Here is a 17,008-nt window from a genome sequence, read left to right as displayed (position 1 = left end):
CTCGACGTCAGTGACCAAAGTGCCGAAACCATTGCCCCCACAGCCGCTCTCACGGCATAGTGGCTACCACAGAGCCACACGCGGACACGCGACCGCTCTTACACCACTCCACGGGACGTGACCTGAAAATCTGGTAGCCGCGGATGTCGACGGTGTCGCGGTCGGGCTTGAACGTGAAGCCTGACGAGTGATGCCGTCGGTGGGGTACAACCACGGCTGGGCACGGCAAGAACCTGTCAAGAAACTGACGAATACAACGGTGATTCCGCGCCTTATAGCAGCGCCGCGAGTTCTTTGATGTGCTCGGGCGAGCGGCCGGTGACCACCATCATGGTCACGCCGGCCGCCTGCCATGCGGCAACCTGCTCGCGGACGTAATGGACGTCGCCGACGATGGCGGCATCGTCGACCAGCTCATCGGGGATGACCGTCGCGGCGTCGTCCTTGCGGCCGGTGCGGAACAGGTTGGTAACGGCGTCGACGACTTTGCCGTAGCCCATCCGGCGGTAAAGATCGGCGTGAAAGTTCATAGTTTCCGCACCCATTCCGCCGAGGTAAAGCGCCAACTTCGGTTTCATGGCTGTAAGAGCCGCGGGTCGGTCGTTGGTGATGACCACCTGGGCGGTGGCGCAGATTTCGAAGTCCTCGCGGCCGCGTCGGGCACCGCGACGGGCGAATCCGTCGTCGAGCCATTCGTTGTACATGCCGGCCAGTCGTGGGCTGTAGAAGATCGGGAGCCAACCGTCGCAGATCTCGGCGGCCAGCGCCACGTTCTTGGGTCCTTCGGCGCCGAGCATGATCGGGATGTCGGCGCGCAGCGGGTGGGTGATCGGCTTGAGGTTCGCCCCCAAACCCGTGGTGCCCGCACCGGTCAGCGGTAGCCGGTAATGTGGGCCCGCGCTGGTCACGGGCGCTTGACGGGCCAGCACCTGGCGCACGATGTCGATGTATTCGCGGGTGCGGGCCAGCGGCTTTGCGAAGCGTTGTCCGTACCAGCCCTCGACGACTTGTGGCCCCGAGACACCCAGTCCGAGGATGTGGCGGCCGCTGCAGAGGTGATCGAGAGTCAGCGCCGCCATCGCACAGGCGGTTGGGGTGCGCGCCGATAGCTGCGCCACCGAGGTGCCCAGGCGCAGCCGGTTGGTCTGCGATCCCCACCAGGCTAGTGGTGTGTAGGCGTCCGAGCCCCACGCTTCGGCGGTGAAGACGGCGTCGAAACCCGCATCCTCGGCGGCGGCTACAAGTTCCGAGGCGTTCCGGGGTGGCTGAGCCCCCCAATATCCCAGCTGAAGGCCGAGTTTCAATAGCGTCCCTCTCCTGTGTCCCCCACCGCTCTCAATAGGAGCGCGGCAGGTTGAGGCTGTGTTGAGCCACGTAGTTGAGGATCATCTCGCGGCTCACAGGGGCGATGCGTAATAGCCGCGCTAGGCCCCATTGCGGGACGAGCCCGTATTCGGCCGAAAGTCCGTTGCCGCCGTGAACCTGGATCGCGCGATCGGCAGCACTGACCGCCGCCTCGGCTGCAGCGTATTTGGCAATGTTGGCGGCTTCACCGGCGGGCCGGTCGTTGTCGTAGAGCCACGCGGCTTTGGCGGTCATGATGGCGGCTTGGTCGACGGCGATCTTGGTCTCGGCCAGGGGGTGCGCGATCGCTTGATAGGTCCCAATCGGCGGCCCCCACACCGTGCGGGTGCGCGCGTACTCGGTGGCCTTGGCCAGCGTGTGTCGTCCGATACCGACGCAGACGGCGGCGCCGGTGATGCGTTCGGGATTCAGGCCGTCGAACACCTGGCGGAAGCCCTCGTGTTCGCTGCCGATCAACGCCGATGCCGGCAGTCGGACGTTGTCGAGGTGCAGGGTGTATTGCTTCTCGGGCACGCGGATGCCGACCGAGAGCCGGTGCTTGATCAGCCCGGCCGCGTCGGTGGGGACCAGGAACAGCGACAGCTGGCCGGGCGCGGTGCGCGCCACGACGATCAAAGCACCCGCTTCGTCGACACCGGAGATGTAGTACTTGGTGCCGTTAAGCAGGTAGTCGGTCCCGTCCCGGGTGCCTGTGGTGCTGATCTGGTGGGAATTGGATCCCGCGTCCGGTTCGGTGATCGCGAAGACGACCTTGGTCTCGCCGGAGCTGATGCGCGGCAGCCATTCCCGCCGTTGCTGTTCGGTGCCGTATCGGGTGAGCAATTCACCGGAGATGGCACTGCACACCAGAAGCAGCAGCAGCGGACAACCGTGGGCGGCGGTTTCCTCGCACACGATCGCGAGCTCGGTCATGCCGGCGCCGCCGCCCCCGTACTCTTCGGGCAGGTTGATACCGATAAATCCGTGACGGGCCAAGTCCTGCCACAGTTCTGTGGTGGGCTCGTGGTCCTCCGCACGTTCGGCGAAGTACTCGGGGCCGTATTTGGCGGTCAGGGCGCCGACGGCCTCGCGCAGGTCGCGGTGTTCTGCCGGTTCGGTGAAATCCACTACGGCGCCAGCTTGTCGGGAATGTCGGTGTGTAGGGCGCGCACGTATTCACCGAGGCCCTTGGCCTGCGGATCGGTCTTGGTGCAGGACGCGACACCCTCACCGAGGAAACCGACGATGACGAAGTTGAGCGCTTTGAGGTTAGGGAATTCGTAGCGATACACCGGCAGTTCGGCAGATTCGGTGACCAGCGCGCGGAACCGGTCCACCGTGAGGTGGCTGCGCAGCCAGTCCCACCGTTCCGGGGTGTCGGTCCACAGGCCGACGTTGGCGTTGCCGCCCTTGTCGCCCGAGCGTGCGGCCACCACGTCGCCGAGAGGCCGCCGGGTCGTCGGCCCGTAGTCGACAGGCCGAGCGGGCGGCGACGCCGGGGCGGCAGCCGGCTGTCCGGTCTGATCGGTGGTGTGCGGGATGATTTCGCGGTCGCCGGTGTGGTGGATCACGACGTGGTCGACGAGGGCGGCCGGTACCAGGGTTGGCCAGTAGACGCCGAATTCGGTCGCCGACGCCGGGGGGGTTGTGGTGTGGAAGCCGGGGTAACCGGCGACGGCCAGCTCGATGACGGCGTTGGAGAAGGCGCGGTCGACGTAGGCGCGGTCACGGTGTTTGACCGTCACACGTAGGTGCGCGGTGGCGTCGACGATCGACCGCGGGTCCGGTTTGTCGTAGCGCAGCAGCTGGACGTCGACATCATCGAAACGGTCACGCCCACCGAGGATGTCGAACAGCTCATCGACAGCCCATGCGGCCTTGTCCTCGATATCGAGGCCGGTCAGCACCATAGTCATGGTGTTGCGGTAGCCGCCGATGTAGTTCATCGCGACCTTCAACGTCGGTGGCGGCGCACTGCCTTTGGTGCCGGTGACCCGTACCCGATCGGTGCTTTCGGCTTGGATCTCCAAGGTGTCGAAATGGGCGACGACATCAGGGTTGACGTAGGGGGGCGGCCCCACCTCGTAGAGCAGTTGCGCGGTGACCGTGCCCGGGGAGACCAGACCGCCGCTGCCGGGCGGCTTGGTGATGACGAAGCTTCCGTCTCGAGCGAGCTCGACGATGGGCGATCCCGGGTAGCGGCGGTCGGTGATCTCACGGAGTTGGGAATAGTTGCCGCCAGTGGCTTGCGGGCCGCATTCGATGATGTGGCCGGCGGCGACCGCTCCTGCCAGCGCGTCGTAGTCGCGGCGATCCCAACCATGCCACCAGGCACCGACACCGAGGACGAGTGCGGCGTCGGTGACACGTCCGGTGATCACGACGTCGGCGCCGCGTGACAGAGCTGCGGCGATGCCCCACCCACCGAGGTAGGCGTTGGCCGAAACAGGTTGCACCGCAGCGTCGCTGAGCGGCACACCGGTGTCGAGGTGGGTGAACTGTTCACCGGCCGCCTGCAGTCGGGCCAGGTGCGGGATGAGGTCGTCGCCCTCGATGTGGGCGACGTTGAGGTCGACGCCGACGTCGGCGATGATGGCGCGGACCGCCTCAGCCATGCCCGCGGGATTCAGGCCACCGGCGTTGACGACGACTTTGATGCCGCGGTCGGCGCACGACGCGGCGACCTGCTCGAACTGGGTGAGGAAGGTGCGGGCATACCCCGCGTCAGGAGCCTTTTGCCGCGCCTTCCACAAAATGAGCATGGTGAGTTCGGCCAGGTAATCGCCGGTGATGACATCGATGTCGGCGCTCTCGACGAGCTGGCGCATCGAGGCCAGCCGGTCGCCGTAGAACGCTGAGGCGTTTCCGACCCGTACCGGGCGCGTCATTGCGGCACCGCCCGGCGGCTCGGCGCACCGGCGAAGGCCTGGGCGATATCGAGCCACTGTGTTGCCACCGGCCCTTCGACCACCAGCGCCGTTTGGGTCCAGTGGCGGCGCTGGGTGACGACGAGCGCGAAATCCTCGGCAGGACCGTGCACACGGTTGGCAGCACTGGACGGACCCCAGCTCCACAGCTCTCCTGCGGCCGAACGTAACTCGACGTACACGGGTTCGTCCGGGACGGTGATCCCGCGAACGGTGTGCGAGAACGCGAACGTCGACACACCCAAGTGGGCGATGCTGCGCAGGCCGGGGCTGGGCGGAGGTTCGACGCCGAGGGCGTCGTAGACATCGCGACCGTGCGCCCACGTTTCCATTAGCCGAGCCGTGGCACACGACGCCGTGCTCATGTCGGGCCCGAACCACGGCAGGCGCGCTTTCGGGTCCTGCGCCGAGAGGCGATCCAAGAGATCCGCCCGGGAGTCGATGAACCAGGTCAACATGGCCTGCGGCGTCAGCGTCCGATGGCTCTCGGCGATCCGGTCGGGGAAGTCCATGCCCTCGGCCATCAGAGTGTCGGCGAAAGCGCGGAATTCGGCGGGACTCCGCATCGCCAACAGCGTCGCGTCGTCGAAAAACGCCAAGTGCGTCACCTGGTCCCCGATGGCCCAGCCCACGGCAGGGGTGGCAAGACCCCACTGCTCAACGGCCAATCCCGACAACCACTCGGTGAGTCGGTCCGACTCGTGGCGCAGGTCGCTCAACAGCCGCTGATAGGTTTCCTGGTTCACGGCTCACTGTCCTTTCCACGTCGGACGGCGTTTCTCGGCGAAGGCGGCCATGCCCTCCTGCGCGTCAGAGCTGAGATAAACCGGCGCCCAAAGGCGTTCAGCAGTATCGAAAGCGTCGGTGAGCGGTTGCTCGGCGGTCAGCAGGGCCGTCCGTTTGCCCGCGGCGACCGACAAGGGAGCATTGGCGGCGATCTGCAGCGCCAACTGTTGGGCGGTGTGTATCAGGTCGGCGGGCTCGGCGAGCCGGTTGACGAAACCAATCTCGTAGGCGCGCTGAGCCGTGATCGGCGCTGCGGTCAGCAGCAACTCCATGGCGATGCGCCGGGGGATCATCAGCGGTAGGGGCGCCGCCCACGGCGCTCCCCGGCCGACACGTGCTTCGGTGATCGCGAAACTGGCCGTGGTGGAGGCCACGCACAGATCGCAGGTCTGAGCCAACAAGAATCCGCCGGCGAACGCGGCGCCGTTGACGGCGGCGATGGTCGGCTTGTCGACGCGGATGTTGCGGCCGAACTGAGGCACGAAGTCCACCGGCGGAATCGCCAGGCGCTCGGTTGACATCTCTTTGAGATCACCGCCTGCGCAAAACGCTTTGTCACCGGCACCCGTCAAGACGAGAACTTTGGCGGTGTCGTCGGCGTTGAATCTGCGGACGCCGTCGAAGAGCCCGTCGCGCACGGCCTTGTTCAGGCTGTTACGGGCCTCGGGCCGGTTGATCGTTAGCCAGGCAACACCGTCGCGGACCTCGTAGCCGACGCTCATTGCCCGTCCCCGTCCCCGTGAACGACGGCGAGCACCTGTCCGGAATCGACCTGGTCGCCAGCGGCGACCGGGATCGAGGCGACAACACCGTCGGCTGGTGAGCGCACGGTGTGCTCCATCTTCATCGCTTCCAACACGATGATGGGGGCGCCCGCGGTGACGGTCACGCCCTCGGTCACTTCGATGCGCACCACCGACCCCGGCATCGGGGCCAGCAGCGAGCCGGCCTCGGCCGCGGCGGTGGGATCGGGGAACCGTTCGACCTCCTGCAAAGCCGCCGATCCTGCAGAGCTATCGACGTAATGCATTGGTCCACAACGAGTTATCCGGTAGCGCCGCCGCACACCGTCGATATCGGCGTCGAGCAGTGACGCCGATGCACTGATCAGATGGATGTCGGGTTTCCACTCGCCGACGCTGACGATGAGGCCTGCGCGGTCGAAGCGGTAGGAGACGTCGACGCGATCCTCGCCGACCGTGAACGACACCACTTGGGGCTGGCTGACCAGCGTGCGCCACCCCGACGGCAGCCCCGGCAGGACCGCCGTTTCGGCGCGTCGACCCGCCTGGGCCGCTAATGCCGCCACGACGGCATGCAGTTGCACGGTGGCGTCGCGGTCCGTGCCCATCAGCGCCGCGGGGTCATGTCGATCCAAGTAGCCGGTATCGATAGCGCCGGCACGGAATTCGGGTTCGCGCAGGATGCCGACGAGCAAGTCTCGGTTCGTCGTTACACCGTGGATACGGCTCTCGCGTAACGCGCGGGCCACTCTGCTGCAGGCCTCCTCGCGGTCGGCGCCGTAACCGATCACCTTGGCCAGCATCGGGTCATAGAAGGTGCTCACGACAGACCCCGAGGCAAACCCGGCATCGACGCGGACGCCGGGCAGATCGGGAAATTCCAAGGTGTGCAGGGTGCCCGAGACTGGGATGAACCCGGCGGCAACATCTTCGGCGTAAAGCCTGACCTCTACGGCGTGCCCGCGAGGTGTGACGTCGAGCATCTCGGGCGGCAATGGCTGACCGACAGCGACGAGCAGCTGGGCGCGGACCAGGTCGATCCCGGTGACCAACTCGGTGACCGGATGCTCGACTTGAAGGCGGGTATTGACCTCGAGGAAATAAAATGAGCCGTCGGGCGCCATGACGAATTCCACGGTGCCGGCGCCTTCGTAGCCCAAGGCCTTGCCTGCTGACACCGCCGCGCGGCCCAGTTCTGCGCGAAGGGATTCATCGACGGCAGTGGACGGGGCCTCCTCGATGATCTTTTGGTAGCGGCGCTGAATCGAACACTCGCGCTCCCCCAGATGGACGACACTGCCGTGGCGGTCACCGAAAATCTGCACCTCGACATGGCGGGGGCGTTCGACGAACTTCTCCAAGAACACGGTCCCATCACCGAACGCCGAGGCCGCTTCACGACGAGCGCTGCGTACCGCCTCAGCAAGCTCGGTGTCGTCGTGAACGATGCGCATTCCGCGCCCACCACCACCGAAGGCGGCCTTGACCAGAATAGGAAAGCCAATGTCGTGGGCGGCTGCGCGCAGTCTTGCCGGATCCTCGTCGCGCTCAGACTCGACGGTGATCCCGGGCAGCACCGGTACACCTGCGGCGCGCATCATGTCCTTGGCCGCGATCTTGGATCCCATCGCAGTGATGGCCTGCGGGCTGGGCCCGACGAAGACGATGCCCGCCTCGATACAGGAGCGAGCGAAATCGGCGTTCTCCGAAAGAAATCCGTAGCCAGGGTGGATAGCCTCGGCGTTCGTGTGAGCCGCGGCAGCCAGGATCAGATCGCCGCGCAGGTAGGTGTCGGCCGGGGCCGTGCCGGGCAGATGCACCGACTCGTCGGCCTGGGCCACATACGGTGCGTTGCGGTCGGCGTCGGAATACACCGCGACGGTGGCGATGTCCATCTCGCGGGCGGTGCGGATGATCCGGGAGGCGATCTCACCCCGGTTGGCGATGAGCAGTTTGGTGATCACGTTCCTCACATCCTGAACACGCCGAAACCGCGGCGGCCAGTTACTACGTTGGAATGCGCTGCCGACAGGGCCATCGCGAGCACCGAGCGGGTGTCGCGAGGATCGATCACGCCGTCGTCATAAATGCGCCCGGACACGAAGAAGGCGTGTGATTCGCGTTCGATCTGTTCTTCGATCTCGGCAGTGCGTTTGGCGTCGGCCTCGAGATCGAATTCACGTCCGGCCGCCTTGGCGGCGGCTTTGCCGACGATGGACAGCACCCCGGCCAGCTGTGCGGCACCCATCACCGCGAGCTTGGCGTTGACCCAGCTGAACATGAACCGCGGGTCATAGGCGCGCCCGGACATCCCATAATTCCCGGCGCCGAAGGATCCGCCCATGTTGATGGTGATGTGGGGAACCGTGCTGTTGGTGACGGCGTTGATCATCTTGGCGCCGTCTTTGATGATGCCGCCCTGTTCGTATTGGGTGCCCACCATGTAGCCGGTGACGTTCTGCAGAAAGATCAGAGGTGTGTCGGTCTGATTGGCCAGCAGAATGAATTCTGTTGCCTTCTTGGACTCTTCACTGAACAGCACCCCGCGGGTGTTGGCCAGTATTCCGACCGGGAAGCCATGGATGGACGCCCATCCGGTGGCGAGGCTGGTGCCCCAGCGTGGTTTGTACTCAGAAAACCGGGATCCGTCGACGATGCGGGCGATGACGTCGCGCGGGTCGAACGGCACCCGCGGATCCCCGGAGGCGATGCCCAGCAGCTCCTCGGCATCGTAGAGCGGTTCGTCGGCAGGTTGCGTGGGCCCGGGGCCCAGCTTGTGCCAGTTAAGGTGCGCGACGATGTCCCGGCCTATGCGGATCGCATCTACCTCGTCGACCGCGAAATAGTCGCCGAGCCCGGAGACCCGGGTGTGCATGTCGGCGCCGCCGAGCTCTTCGTCGTCGGCGTCCTCGCCGGTAGCCATCTTCACCAGCGGTGGCCCGCCGAGGAACACCTTGGCCCCTTTGTCCACCAGCACCGCGTAATCGCACATCCCCGGCACGTAGGCCCCACCGGCAGTGGAGTTGCCGAAAACCAAAGCGACACTCGGGATGCCCATCCCCGACAACTCGGTCAGATCGTGAAAGATCTTGCCCGCGTGCACGAACAATTCCGACTGAGTAGGCAGGTCGGCCCCACCGGACTCGACCAGGTACACCACCGGCAGTCGGTTAACCCGCGCGATCTCCAACGCGCGCAAGTTTTTTCGCAACGTGAAAGGGTTCATCGTGCCACCCCGCACGGTCGGGTCGTGGGCGATGATCACACACTCCACACCGCACACCACGCCCACGCCGGTGACGATGGCCGCACCCACCTGGAAGTTGGTACCCCACGCGGCGAGCGCAGACAGCTCCATAAACGGGGCGTCGCGGTCCACCAGCAGCTCGATGCGCTCACGAGCCAGCAGCCGGCCCCGGTCGTGGTGGCGCTTAACGTAGCGTTCCCCACCGCCGGCGGCCACCAGCGCCAGTTGCTCGTCGAGCGATGCGACCGCGGCCAACTGGACGTCACGGTTGTGCAGATACGTCGCCGACGAGGTGTCGATCTGCGACGCGAGGACGGGCATCGTTGTCCCTTCTGGGTAGCTCGGGAAAGGTGAAATTAGTAGTGAATGGTGAAACACTAAGTCATTGAGCCAGCGGCTCGCGATATCCACCCCTAACAGGTGATACGAAGAGTCCGAACGGGGTAGGGCCGCCGTCGCTTGATGGGCTGGCGCTAGTCATCGATCACTATCCGCATTGTGGTGCGCGCCGTTTCATAGTCGGCTGCCAGCGCCGCGATCACGGCCGCCACGCTGGAAATCTCGTGCACGCCCGACACGCTGTGTCCGGCGCTCCACGCCGTACGGTTGCTCAATAGTTGCTCTTGGCGAAAGCCGGCAGTCTCGGCGGTCTCGCTGGCCTGCTCGGCGTCAAGCCAGGCGCGCAGAAGGCTTGCCGGAATACCGCCAACACGATCGGAAAGGCGAACATCGTCGAGGGTTGAGGCGACGACTGCTTGCCGGTAACCGTCCTCGGCACCGCTCTCATGGGTCGCGATGAAGCGCGTACCCAGGTAGACCAAGTCGACGCCGAGTGCTTGGGCAGCAACAATGGCGTGGCCATCGCTGATCCCGCCCGCCAGCACCAGAGGCCCGTCGAAACGTTCGCGCACCGCCCGCACGAACGCGAACGGATTAGCCCACCCGGTTTGTCCACCCGCGCCGGCGGTAAGCAGGACCAGCCCATCAGCACCGGAGTCGACGGCCCGTTGCGCATGAGCGAGGCTGGCCACATCGGCGTAGACCTGTGCCCCGACGTCATGGAGGGGTCTGATAACTGGTTCCGGAGAGCCAACGCTGGTGATGACCAGTTCGGCATGATGGCCGACGAGGCAGGCCAAGTCCGCGTCGCGGCGGCTGTTGCTTGGATGCACCACCAGGTTGGGCGCCACCGGCGCATCCGCCGGGCCGAGTTCATCGCGCATGCGCACCAGCCACTCATGCAACACCGACGTGCTGGGTGCGTTGTGGGTGGGAAAGGCGCCAACAACCCCGTTGCGGCAGGCGGCGATCACCAGATCGGGTGTCGACACACTTGTCATCGGCGCAGCGATGACTGGCAGCGACAACCGGTGTGACCAGCGAGGCAGGCGCGCCAACGGTACTCCCCTAATCGGCGAACAGCAGATCGAACCCCCGCCTTGTGGAGGTCCGTAGTGAATCTACAGTAACTAATATGAAGGGCATCAATGGCTTCTGTCGGATGCTGCTTCAGAGCTATATTTCGATGTCAAGTACCCTGACCAACGGCCAGAAATCACATATCTTTGACAAAGTGATGCACGTCACTGACAATGTGCTGTGTTAGTGAACAACGATCCGCATCGAGTCCTTCTCGAGGGGGTGCAAACATCGCCGCCGATCTGTACCTAGCGTCGTCGGAAGACGTCGGATTCGCCGACGTGGCCAATGAACTAGCCCGGATGAACTCGCCCGCGGTTGCGCGCCAACCTGACGGCAGCTTCGGCGAGGTATTGAGTAGTCTGATCGGCGCGCTTGACCATCTTCGGCGACAGTCGAGCGCCCAAGCCGTCTTCGATCTCGCGGCAAAAGCGCTCTGCGAATCCGGAATGTTCGCTCGGGTAATGGTCTCGCGCGTCGTAGGCTCGACGTGGTCGCCCTTGGCGCAGTTCGCCCTGACCAACACAGGTCGAGCGATCCTCGAGATCGACGGCGTCGTCGAGGATCTACACATTCCTCTGGTCTCGCCGCTGGTCGAGGCTGAAGTCGTGCGCCGGCGACTACCGGCATTGGTCACCGAGGCTCAAGACGAGCCCCGCACACACCGGCCGCTGGTTGAGCGCACCGGCACCCGCGAGTACGTGGTGGCTCCGATCGTCGCCGATTCGGTTGTCGTCGGACTACTGCACGCGGACCGCCCCACTAAAACCGACACCTTGTCCGAGCTCGACCGCGACCTACTGCGCCTCTTCGCCGACGGAGTAGGACTATGCATCGAGCGCGCCGACCTCAACGAGCGAGCTGAGCACCAACGGAGCATCCTCGCCGAGGCCTGCGCGGCGGCGGTCGGCTCCTTGCCAACACTGGGCGGCGTTCCTGAGCTGCAGCTCGGCGCTCCCCCTCAGAGGCAAGGGGTGCAAGTGGCGGGCGGCCATGAGCGTGGCCGCCCTGAGCAACACCGGGAATCGACTCGGCTGGCTCGTCTGACCGTCCGTGAACGAGAAGTATTGGCATTACTGGCCAGCGGCGCCACCAACGCCCAGCTCGCTGACCGGCTCACCGTCGCCGAGAGCACGATCAAGTCCCATGTCAAACACATCCTGCACAAGTTAGGGGCGGCTAACCGTGCCGCAGCTATCTCGTGTTACCTGCGGGATACCCGCATCGATGAACGGTGGCCACGATGAGTGTTTCTTTTGCCGGCGAGAGCAATCGGATATCACCGAGTGGGCGAGCCCGGATCGAATGGTGGTCGGGCGAGACGGAGCTGATCGACCGGCTGGCAATGCTGCGAAGGCAAGCCAATGCCGCCGTCGGCCACGATATCCCGTTGCCGACCCTGGAATGGGCGGCGCCGGCACGCTCGGCTGAGGCCGTCTCGATCCTGACCCATTCGTGTATTGAGCGCCTGCGCGACACCCCTGGGCACGATGTGGCCGGGGCGCGCCGACTATGCGATCTGATCCTGCAGCTGCAGCAGCTGGCCATGGACTTCTACCTCTACCAAACGGCGATGCGCGGCCGGCGACTGGCCGACTGCGCAGCCGGGCTGAGTCGCCTGCGAGGCGTGCCCTCATCGACAGCGCTGATGGATGGCGCCTGCGAGGAACTGGTGGCGCGCTGCGGTTTTCACCGGGCAGTGATATCCAAGCTGGAGAGCCGCACCTGGAAGCCATTGATCCTGCACAACCGCGACGACAACAGTGCGACGCGGTCATGGTTCAGCGACTGGGTCAACCAGAGCGTCCCACTGTCAGCGACCGCGCCGGAAGCCGAAATGGTGTCACGGCGGCGTCCGTCGATGGTGTACGACACAGCCGACGCGCCCGTTTATCGGCCGCTGATCGTGCAGGCAGGACAATCACGGTCTTATGTAGTGGCACCTTTGGTTCACGATGAAGAAGTCATCGGATTCCTGCATACCGATCACCACCCGCTGCCCCGGCGCGTCGATGAAGCAGACCGCGATGTGCTGTGGGCCTTCGCCGATGGATTCACCCACATCTACGACCGGGCCGTACTGATGGAGCGGCTGCGAGTCCACCGGGACAGCGTTCGTGATTTGTTCTTCGGGACCGTCGAGCGCATCGAAGACCTCTGCGACGCCAGCGTCAACGTATCGCGGTTCGGCGACCACCCGGACAGCGCGCCGACGGGCGTCGCCGGCTCATCGGGACGGGTTAGCCGCTCGACGGTGGAGCTTAGCGAACGTGAGGCCGAGGTATTCGACTTGATGGTCACCGGAGCCAGCAATCAGGACATTGCCGATCGACTCGTCATCACCGAAGGTACGGTGAAATCGCACGTCAAACACATCCTACGCAAGTACGGGGCGGTCAACCGGGCTCAAGCCATCGCCTGGGCGCTCAGCGAACGCTGAGTTCCCATCGCCTGACAACCGTTGAGATGCAGCGAAGATTAGCGAACTGCTCTCCCTAGTTTAATTAGATTTGGGCCGTCGTGATGGTCGAAGCTGTCGATCCTTTTGTGTTGCTCCGCAGCAGGAGTGGGCAGGCGCCGGAGCTGCGATTTCACGAAGCATGATAGTGCCGGATGTTGCTCCGTGACCGCGTCTAGCGGAGGCGACGCTGCCGGGCAAGTACCAGGTCAAGTCGCGTCATCTCGCTGGAGCGATTGAATGCGGGCGGTGAGGACCGCGGTCCACTCACTGATGTACTGGTCGTCCGGGATGCTCCTCGCCTCGGGCTGATGGAAGAGGTTCGTCGCGACGCGCGTGCCGAGGATGCCGTTAATGCCCAGTGCGGCTAGCACTTTGCATTGGCCTGGTGCGAGGTGGGGCGCCCAGGCGGTGATCCAGTCGGCAAGTTCGACGTTGAGTCCGTCGATGAGCGCGGCGTAGGCGGTGTCGAGTCGGGCCGAGCGGCCTGCCGGTGTGCGGGCGGCGATCTGGAGCAGTTGGGCCTCTTCGTCGATGACGCTGAGCAGGTAGCGGCCCAGCGCGGTCAGCTCTGCGTGCAGGTCGCCGAGTCCGGCAAATAGTGCACGGATATCGCGCATGGCGTGGCGGCGATCGAGTTGTCGGTCAATCCCAGCGTTGAGCAAAGCGTCTTTGGACTTGAAATGGCGATACAAGGCACCAGAGCCTGCGGCCAGGCCCGCCGCGGCTTCGATCTGGGAGACGCTGGTGGCCTCGAACCCCTTGGCGCTGAATAGCCGCATCGCTTCGCTGACCAGCCGTTCCCGCGTCGATACCGGTGTCGTCATTGACCTCTCCAAAGTGATCACTTACATTTAGCAAGAGCCTACTGCATATGTTGGCTAGGGCGGGAGGTCTCGATGACACAGCGCGACAAACCGGTGCCGCGAGGGCGCATCCGGCGCACCATGCCGCTAGCCGGATTCGCCGCCCGCGCGACGGGAGGCCGGTTGGTCGCGGGGTTGCGAGAGCGCACCGGTGACGATGGCGCCGTGGAGCGATTCCACGAGCGCACCGCCGAGCGCTACGCCGAATTGCTGGGCCACTCCAAGGGCGTTCTGATGAAAGCGGGCCAGATCTTGTCGATGATGGACGCCCGCGCGCTGGGCACCGGCGGGTTTTACCCCTACCAAAAGGCCTTGGCCCGGCTGCAGGCTCAGGCGCCACCTATGCACCCGCTGCTCGTTCGCCAGGTGCTGGATGAGGAGCTGGGTTCCGCGGTGCGGTATTTCGCCGAGTTCTGCGATGAGCCGATGGCCGCGGCATCAGTCGGACAGGTGCACCGCGCGGTATTACGCGACCGTCGCGAAGTGGTCGTCAAAATCCAATATCCCGGTGTCGCCCGAGCCATCCGCGACGATCTGGCCAACACCGAACTCCTCGCCACGTTTCTGCGGTTCGCAGTGGCGGCGGCGGGAATGAAGCTCGACATCCGTGCCCTCGCACGCGAGGCCGCAGCGCGCATCGGCGAGGAAATCGACTACCACCACGAAGCCGCCATGATCACCCAATTCAGCGAGCTCTACCGCGGCCACCCGTTCATCCGCATCCCCCAGGTCATCCCCGAAGCATCCACCGACCGCGTGCTGACGATGACATACCTCGACGGGATGGACTACGCAGCGGCACAACAGGCCGATCAGGATCTGAAAAACACCTGGGCCGAAGTGATCGGACGGTTCATCAACGGCAACTACCGCCACGCCAACCTCATACACGCCGACGCCCATCCCGGCAACTACCGCTTCAACGCCGATGGCAGCGTCGGCTTCCTGGACTTCGGCTGCATCCAACACTTCCCCGAAAAGCAGCGTTGGCCGTGGGTGGCGGCGACACGCGCCTTGATCGACGGCCGCAAAGACGACCACCGCGACCTGATGGTGCAAGCCGGCTTCCTCACCGCGGACTCACCACTGAGCGCCGACGAACTACAGCGACGGGCGATAAACATGGCGCGCGCGCCTCACCTGCCTCAACCGGTCACCTTCACACGCGACGCCGGGGCGTGGTGGATCAGCGGAATGCCCGATGTTCGCTCGGAGCCCCAGCTAACCTTGCCCCCAGAGTTCCTCTTCCTCGGCCGGGTCCAGCTCGCCTGGACCAGTGTGGCCGCCGGCTTCGGGGCAACGCTGCACGCGCGTGCCATCTTGGACGACCTGGACGGTGTCGCCGAACCCATCACCGAGCTAGGCAAGCTGCACCACGCCTGGGTGCGCGAGCGCGGTCTTTCCGGGGCCCTGGACCACCATGACCACCCCTGACATTGAGTCCATCCCACGGCTGCCGTGGGATGTTGCGGACCCCTACTCGTTCTACGAAGAACGCCGCCGCGAGGGCGAGGTGGTCTGGAACGACACGGCCGCAGCCTGGCTGATCCTGGGCTACCGTCCCGCACGGCGGATCTTGGCCGGGTCCGGTTGGACAAGCAGCCCGCTGGCCAACCCCAACATCCCAGCCACTTTGCGGGCGGCGGATCCAATATCCTGCGCCGCAACATCTTATTGACCGACGGCGCTGATCATCTGCGGCTGCGGGGCTCAGTGCGAGACGTCTTCACCCGCTCGTTTGTCCGGGGGCCTGCGCGAGGGCATCGCCACGATTGCCGCAGACACAATCGACTCCATTCGAGCCGGAGTCGAGTTCGACTTCATGACCGACATCGCCCTGCCCCTGCCGATTGCGGTCGCCGCAGCCTGGATGGGACTCGACATCGACGCCGCCCGACTGCTTCGCGAGGAGTCCCCGGCCATCACCCAAATGCTTACCGACTCACGTGACACCATCGCCATCGAAAACGGCACTGTCGCGCTGGCTACGCTGCTCACCGAGTTTCTCCCCTTGGCCGCCGATCGACGCCGCCACCCTGGCGATGACCTGCTCAGCTATATGTCCGGAGACCCCGATCTTGAACTCGACGACGTCGTCACCACCGCCATCATCATCGCGATCGCCGGCCACGAAACCACCGCAAACTTCCTGGGCGCAGCAATGATTCGCCTTCTAACCCCGGCGCATCACGGCATCCGACCAATCGACACCATCGACGCCATCGACGATCGGTTGATCACCGAGCTGCTGCGCCTCGACGGCACCGCGCAAGCCGTGGTACGCACGGCCACACACGACCACGTCTTCGGCGACGTCACCATCCACGCCGGCGAACCTGCCCTCGTCGTGCTCGCCGCCGCCAACCGCGACCCAGCCATCTTCAATTCACCCGATCAACTCCAAACGGACCGGCCCGGGCCAGCACCTCTTGCCTTCGGCCACGGCGCGCACTACTGCCTGGGAGCAGCACTAGCCCGACTCGAAACCACCACAGCGCTCCAACACGTCTTAGCTCGCCGACCCACACTGTGCGGCAACCCAACATGGCGAGACAACCCAGCCATCCGCGGACCCCAGGCGCTCCCCTGCCGCTTCACCACCTAACAGTTTGTTGACAGACAGCCCTACAAACCGGGAACCACCAGGCCGACCCAACCTTGTCTGCTGCTGTTGACGCTGACGCGATCCTGCGAACTGTCGAGCTGGAAGTGACCATCACCGACGCTCGTCTCGACGCGGGCACCACGGTGCTGCACTACCTGCTTGACGATCGTCGGCGTCACCGCGCCCATGGGACAACCCGCCAGATCGGCCCTGCTGGTTCGCGATGTCCTATCTGGACGGCATTGCAATGAACGGCATTTCGGGACTAACACTGAGGGCGTGTCATGCCAATCTTCGCTGCATCTCGGCAACAACCACTCTGATCGTCCGAAGGCGACGGTTCTATCCATGCCGCACAGCACCAGTTGACGCCAGGCTGCGCGCGACGACAACGGAGATCGGCTAACCCTGGACTGAAGTCCCGGGCTCGCGCTCAAGGAAATTCCGGTCACGCGAGGCGTAGCTGGTTGCTCGGGTGGGAGGGCAGAAAGTTGAGTCCCGCATAGTGGTGTAGCGCGGTTGCTGGGTTCGTCATCGTGTCGGTGATGGACGTAAAGCGGCCACCGCGTGATCCTTCGAGTCAACCTTCCACAGAATCCTCGAGGAGTCCCAC

The 17,008-nt window shown here is 64.8% G+C and carries 13 protein-coding genes and 1 pseudogene; 4 read left to right on the top strand and 10 right to left on the bottom strand.

The annotated features are described in order from the left end of the window. Positions 1–272: 272 nt before the first annotated feature. From H7I87_RS22010 to H7I87_RS21975, 8 genes are all read right to left on the bottom strand, one after another. Positions 273–1,304: an LLM class F420-dependent oxidoreductase gene (locus H7I87_RS22010; protein ID WP_063967070.1), complete on the bottom strand. Its 1,032-nt coding sequence runs from the start codon at positions 1,302–1,304 to the stop codon at positions 273–275. A 31-nt stretch (positions 1,305–1,335) separates the two neighbouring features. Beyond that, positions 1,336–2,472: an acyl-CoA dehydrogenase family protein gene (locus tag H7I87_RS22005; protein ID WP_063967069.1), complete on the bottom strand. Its 1,137-nt coding sequence runs from the start codon at positions 2,470–2,472 to the stop codon at positions 1,336–1,338. Beyond that, complete coding sequence (locus H7I87_RS22000) at positions 2,472–4,232, bottom strand: acyclic terpene utilization AtuA family protein (RefSeq protein WP_063967068.1); 1,761 nt, start codon at positions 4,230–4,232, stop codon at positions 2,472–2,474. Before H7I87_RS22000 ends, H7I87_RS22005 begins: the two co-directional genes overlap by 1 nt. Continuing rightward, the gene (locus tag H7I87_RS21995) at positions 4,229–5,017 is read right to left on the bottom strand and encodes a TIGR03084 family metal-binding protein (RefSeq protein ID WP_063967067.1); all 789 of its coding nucleotides are present in this window, start codon (positions 5,015–5,017) and stop codon (positions 4,229–4,231) included. The genes H7I87_RS22000 and H7I87_RS21995 overlap by 4 nt, the downstream gene beginning before the upstream one ends. Positions 5,018–5,020: 3 nt before the next feature. Continuing rightward, on the bottom strand, positions 5,021–5,779 hold the full coding sequence (locus tag H7I87_RS21990; RefSeq protein ID WP_063967066.1) for an enoyl-CoA hydratase/isomerase family protein: 759 nt from the start codon (positions 5,777–5,779) through the stop codon (positions 5,021–5,023). Beyond that, positions 5,776–7,773 carry an acetyl/propionyl/methylcrotonyl-CoA carboxylase subunit alpha gene (locus tag H7I87_RS21985; RefSeq protein WP_063967065.1) on the bottom strand — a complete coding sequence of 666 codons (1,998 nt, stop codon included), beginning with the start codon at positions 7,771–7,773 and terminating at the stop codon, positions 5,776–5,778. Before H7I87_RS21985 ends, H7I87_RS21990 begins: the two co-directional genes overlap by 4 nt. After that, complete coding sequence (locus tag H7I87_RS21980) at positions 7,770–9,368, bottom strand: acyl-CoA carboxylase subunit beta (RefSeq protein WP_063967064.1); 1,599 nt, start codon at positions 9,366–9,368, stop codon at positions 7,770–7,772. Before H7I87_RS21980 ends, H7I87_RS21985 begins: the two co-directional genes overlap by 4 nt. A 152-nt stretch (positions 9,369–9,520) precedes the next feature. After that, entirely contained in the window at positions 9,521–10,387 is an 867-nt protein-coding gene (locus H7I87_RS21975; protein ID WP_063967063.1) for an NAD(P)H-dependent flavin oxidoreductase, read from the bottom strand. Positions 10,388–10,768: 381 nt separating this feature from the next. Between H7I87_RS21975 and H7I87_RS21970 the strand changes: the two genes are divergently transcribed. Together H7I87_RS21970 and H7I87_RS21965 are read left to right on the top strand one after the other, a co-directional pair. Beyond that, positions 10,769–11,713, top strand: coding sequence for a LuxR C-terminal-related transcriptional regulator (locus tag H7I87_RS21970; protein WP_231113828.1), 945 nt, complete (start codon positions 10,769–10,771; stop codon positions 11,711–11,713). Then, positions 11,710–12,906 carry a LuxR C-terminal-related transcriptional regulator gene (locus H7I87_RS21965; protein WP_063967072.1) on the top strand — a complete coding sequence of 399 codons (1,197 nt, stop codon included), beginning with the start codon at positions 11,710–11,712 and terminating at the stop codon, positions 12,904–12,906. Before H7I87_RS21970 ends, H7I87_RS21965 begins: the two co-directional genes overlap by 4 nt. 227 nt (positions 12,907–13,133) lie before the next feature. Here the strand turns inward: H7I87_RS21965 and H7I87_RS21960 are convergent, their stop codons facing one another. After that, positions 13,134–13,751, bottom strand: a complete 618-nt coding sequence (locus H7I87_RS21960; protein ID WP_063967062.1) for a TetR/AcrR family transcriptional regulator — start codon at positions 13,749–13,751, stop codon at positions 13,134–13,136. A 72-nt stretch (positions 13,752–13,823) separates the two neighbouring features. Between H7I87_RS21960 and H7I87_RS21955 the strand changes: the two genes are divergently transcribed. Then, entirely contained in the window at positions 13,824–15,224 is a 1,401-nt protein-coding gene (locus tag H7I87_RS21955; RefSeq protein ID WP_231113826.1) for an ABC1 kinase family protein, read from the top strand. A 109-nt stretch (positions 15,225–15,333) separates the two neighbouring features. Next, positions 15,334–16,395: pseudogene (locus tag H7I87_RS21950) on the top strand (cytochrome P450). Positions 16,396–16,415: 20 nt separating this feature from the next. Here the strand turns inward: H7I87_RS21950 and H7I87_RS21945 are convergent. Then, positions 16,416–16,583, bottom strand: a complete 168-nt coding sequence (locus H7I87_RS21945; protein ID WP_167380306.1) for a hypothetical protein — start codon at positions 16,581–16,583, stop codon at positions 16,416–16,418. Positions 16,584–17,008: the final 425 nt, after the last annotated feature.

The organism is Mycobacterium timonense, assembly GCF_025821985.1.
Lineage (GTDB): Bacteria > Actinomycetota > Actinomycetes > Mycobacteriales > Mycobacteriaceae > Mycobacterium > Mycobacterium avium.
Note: the sequence above shows the minus strand (reverse complement) of the source record. Positions and strands in the feature narration are given on the sequence as shown.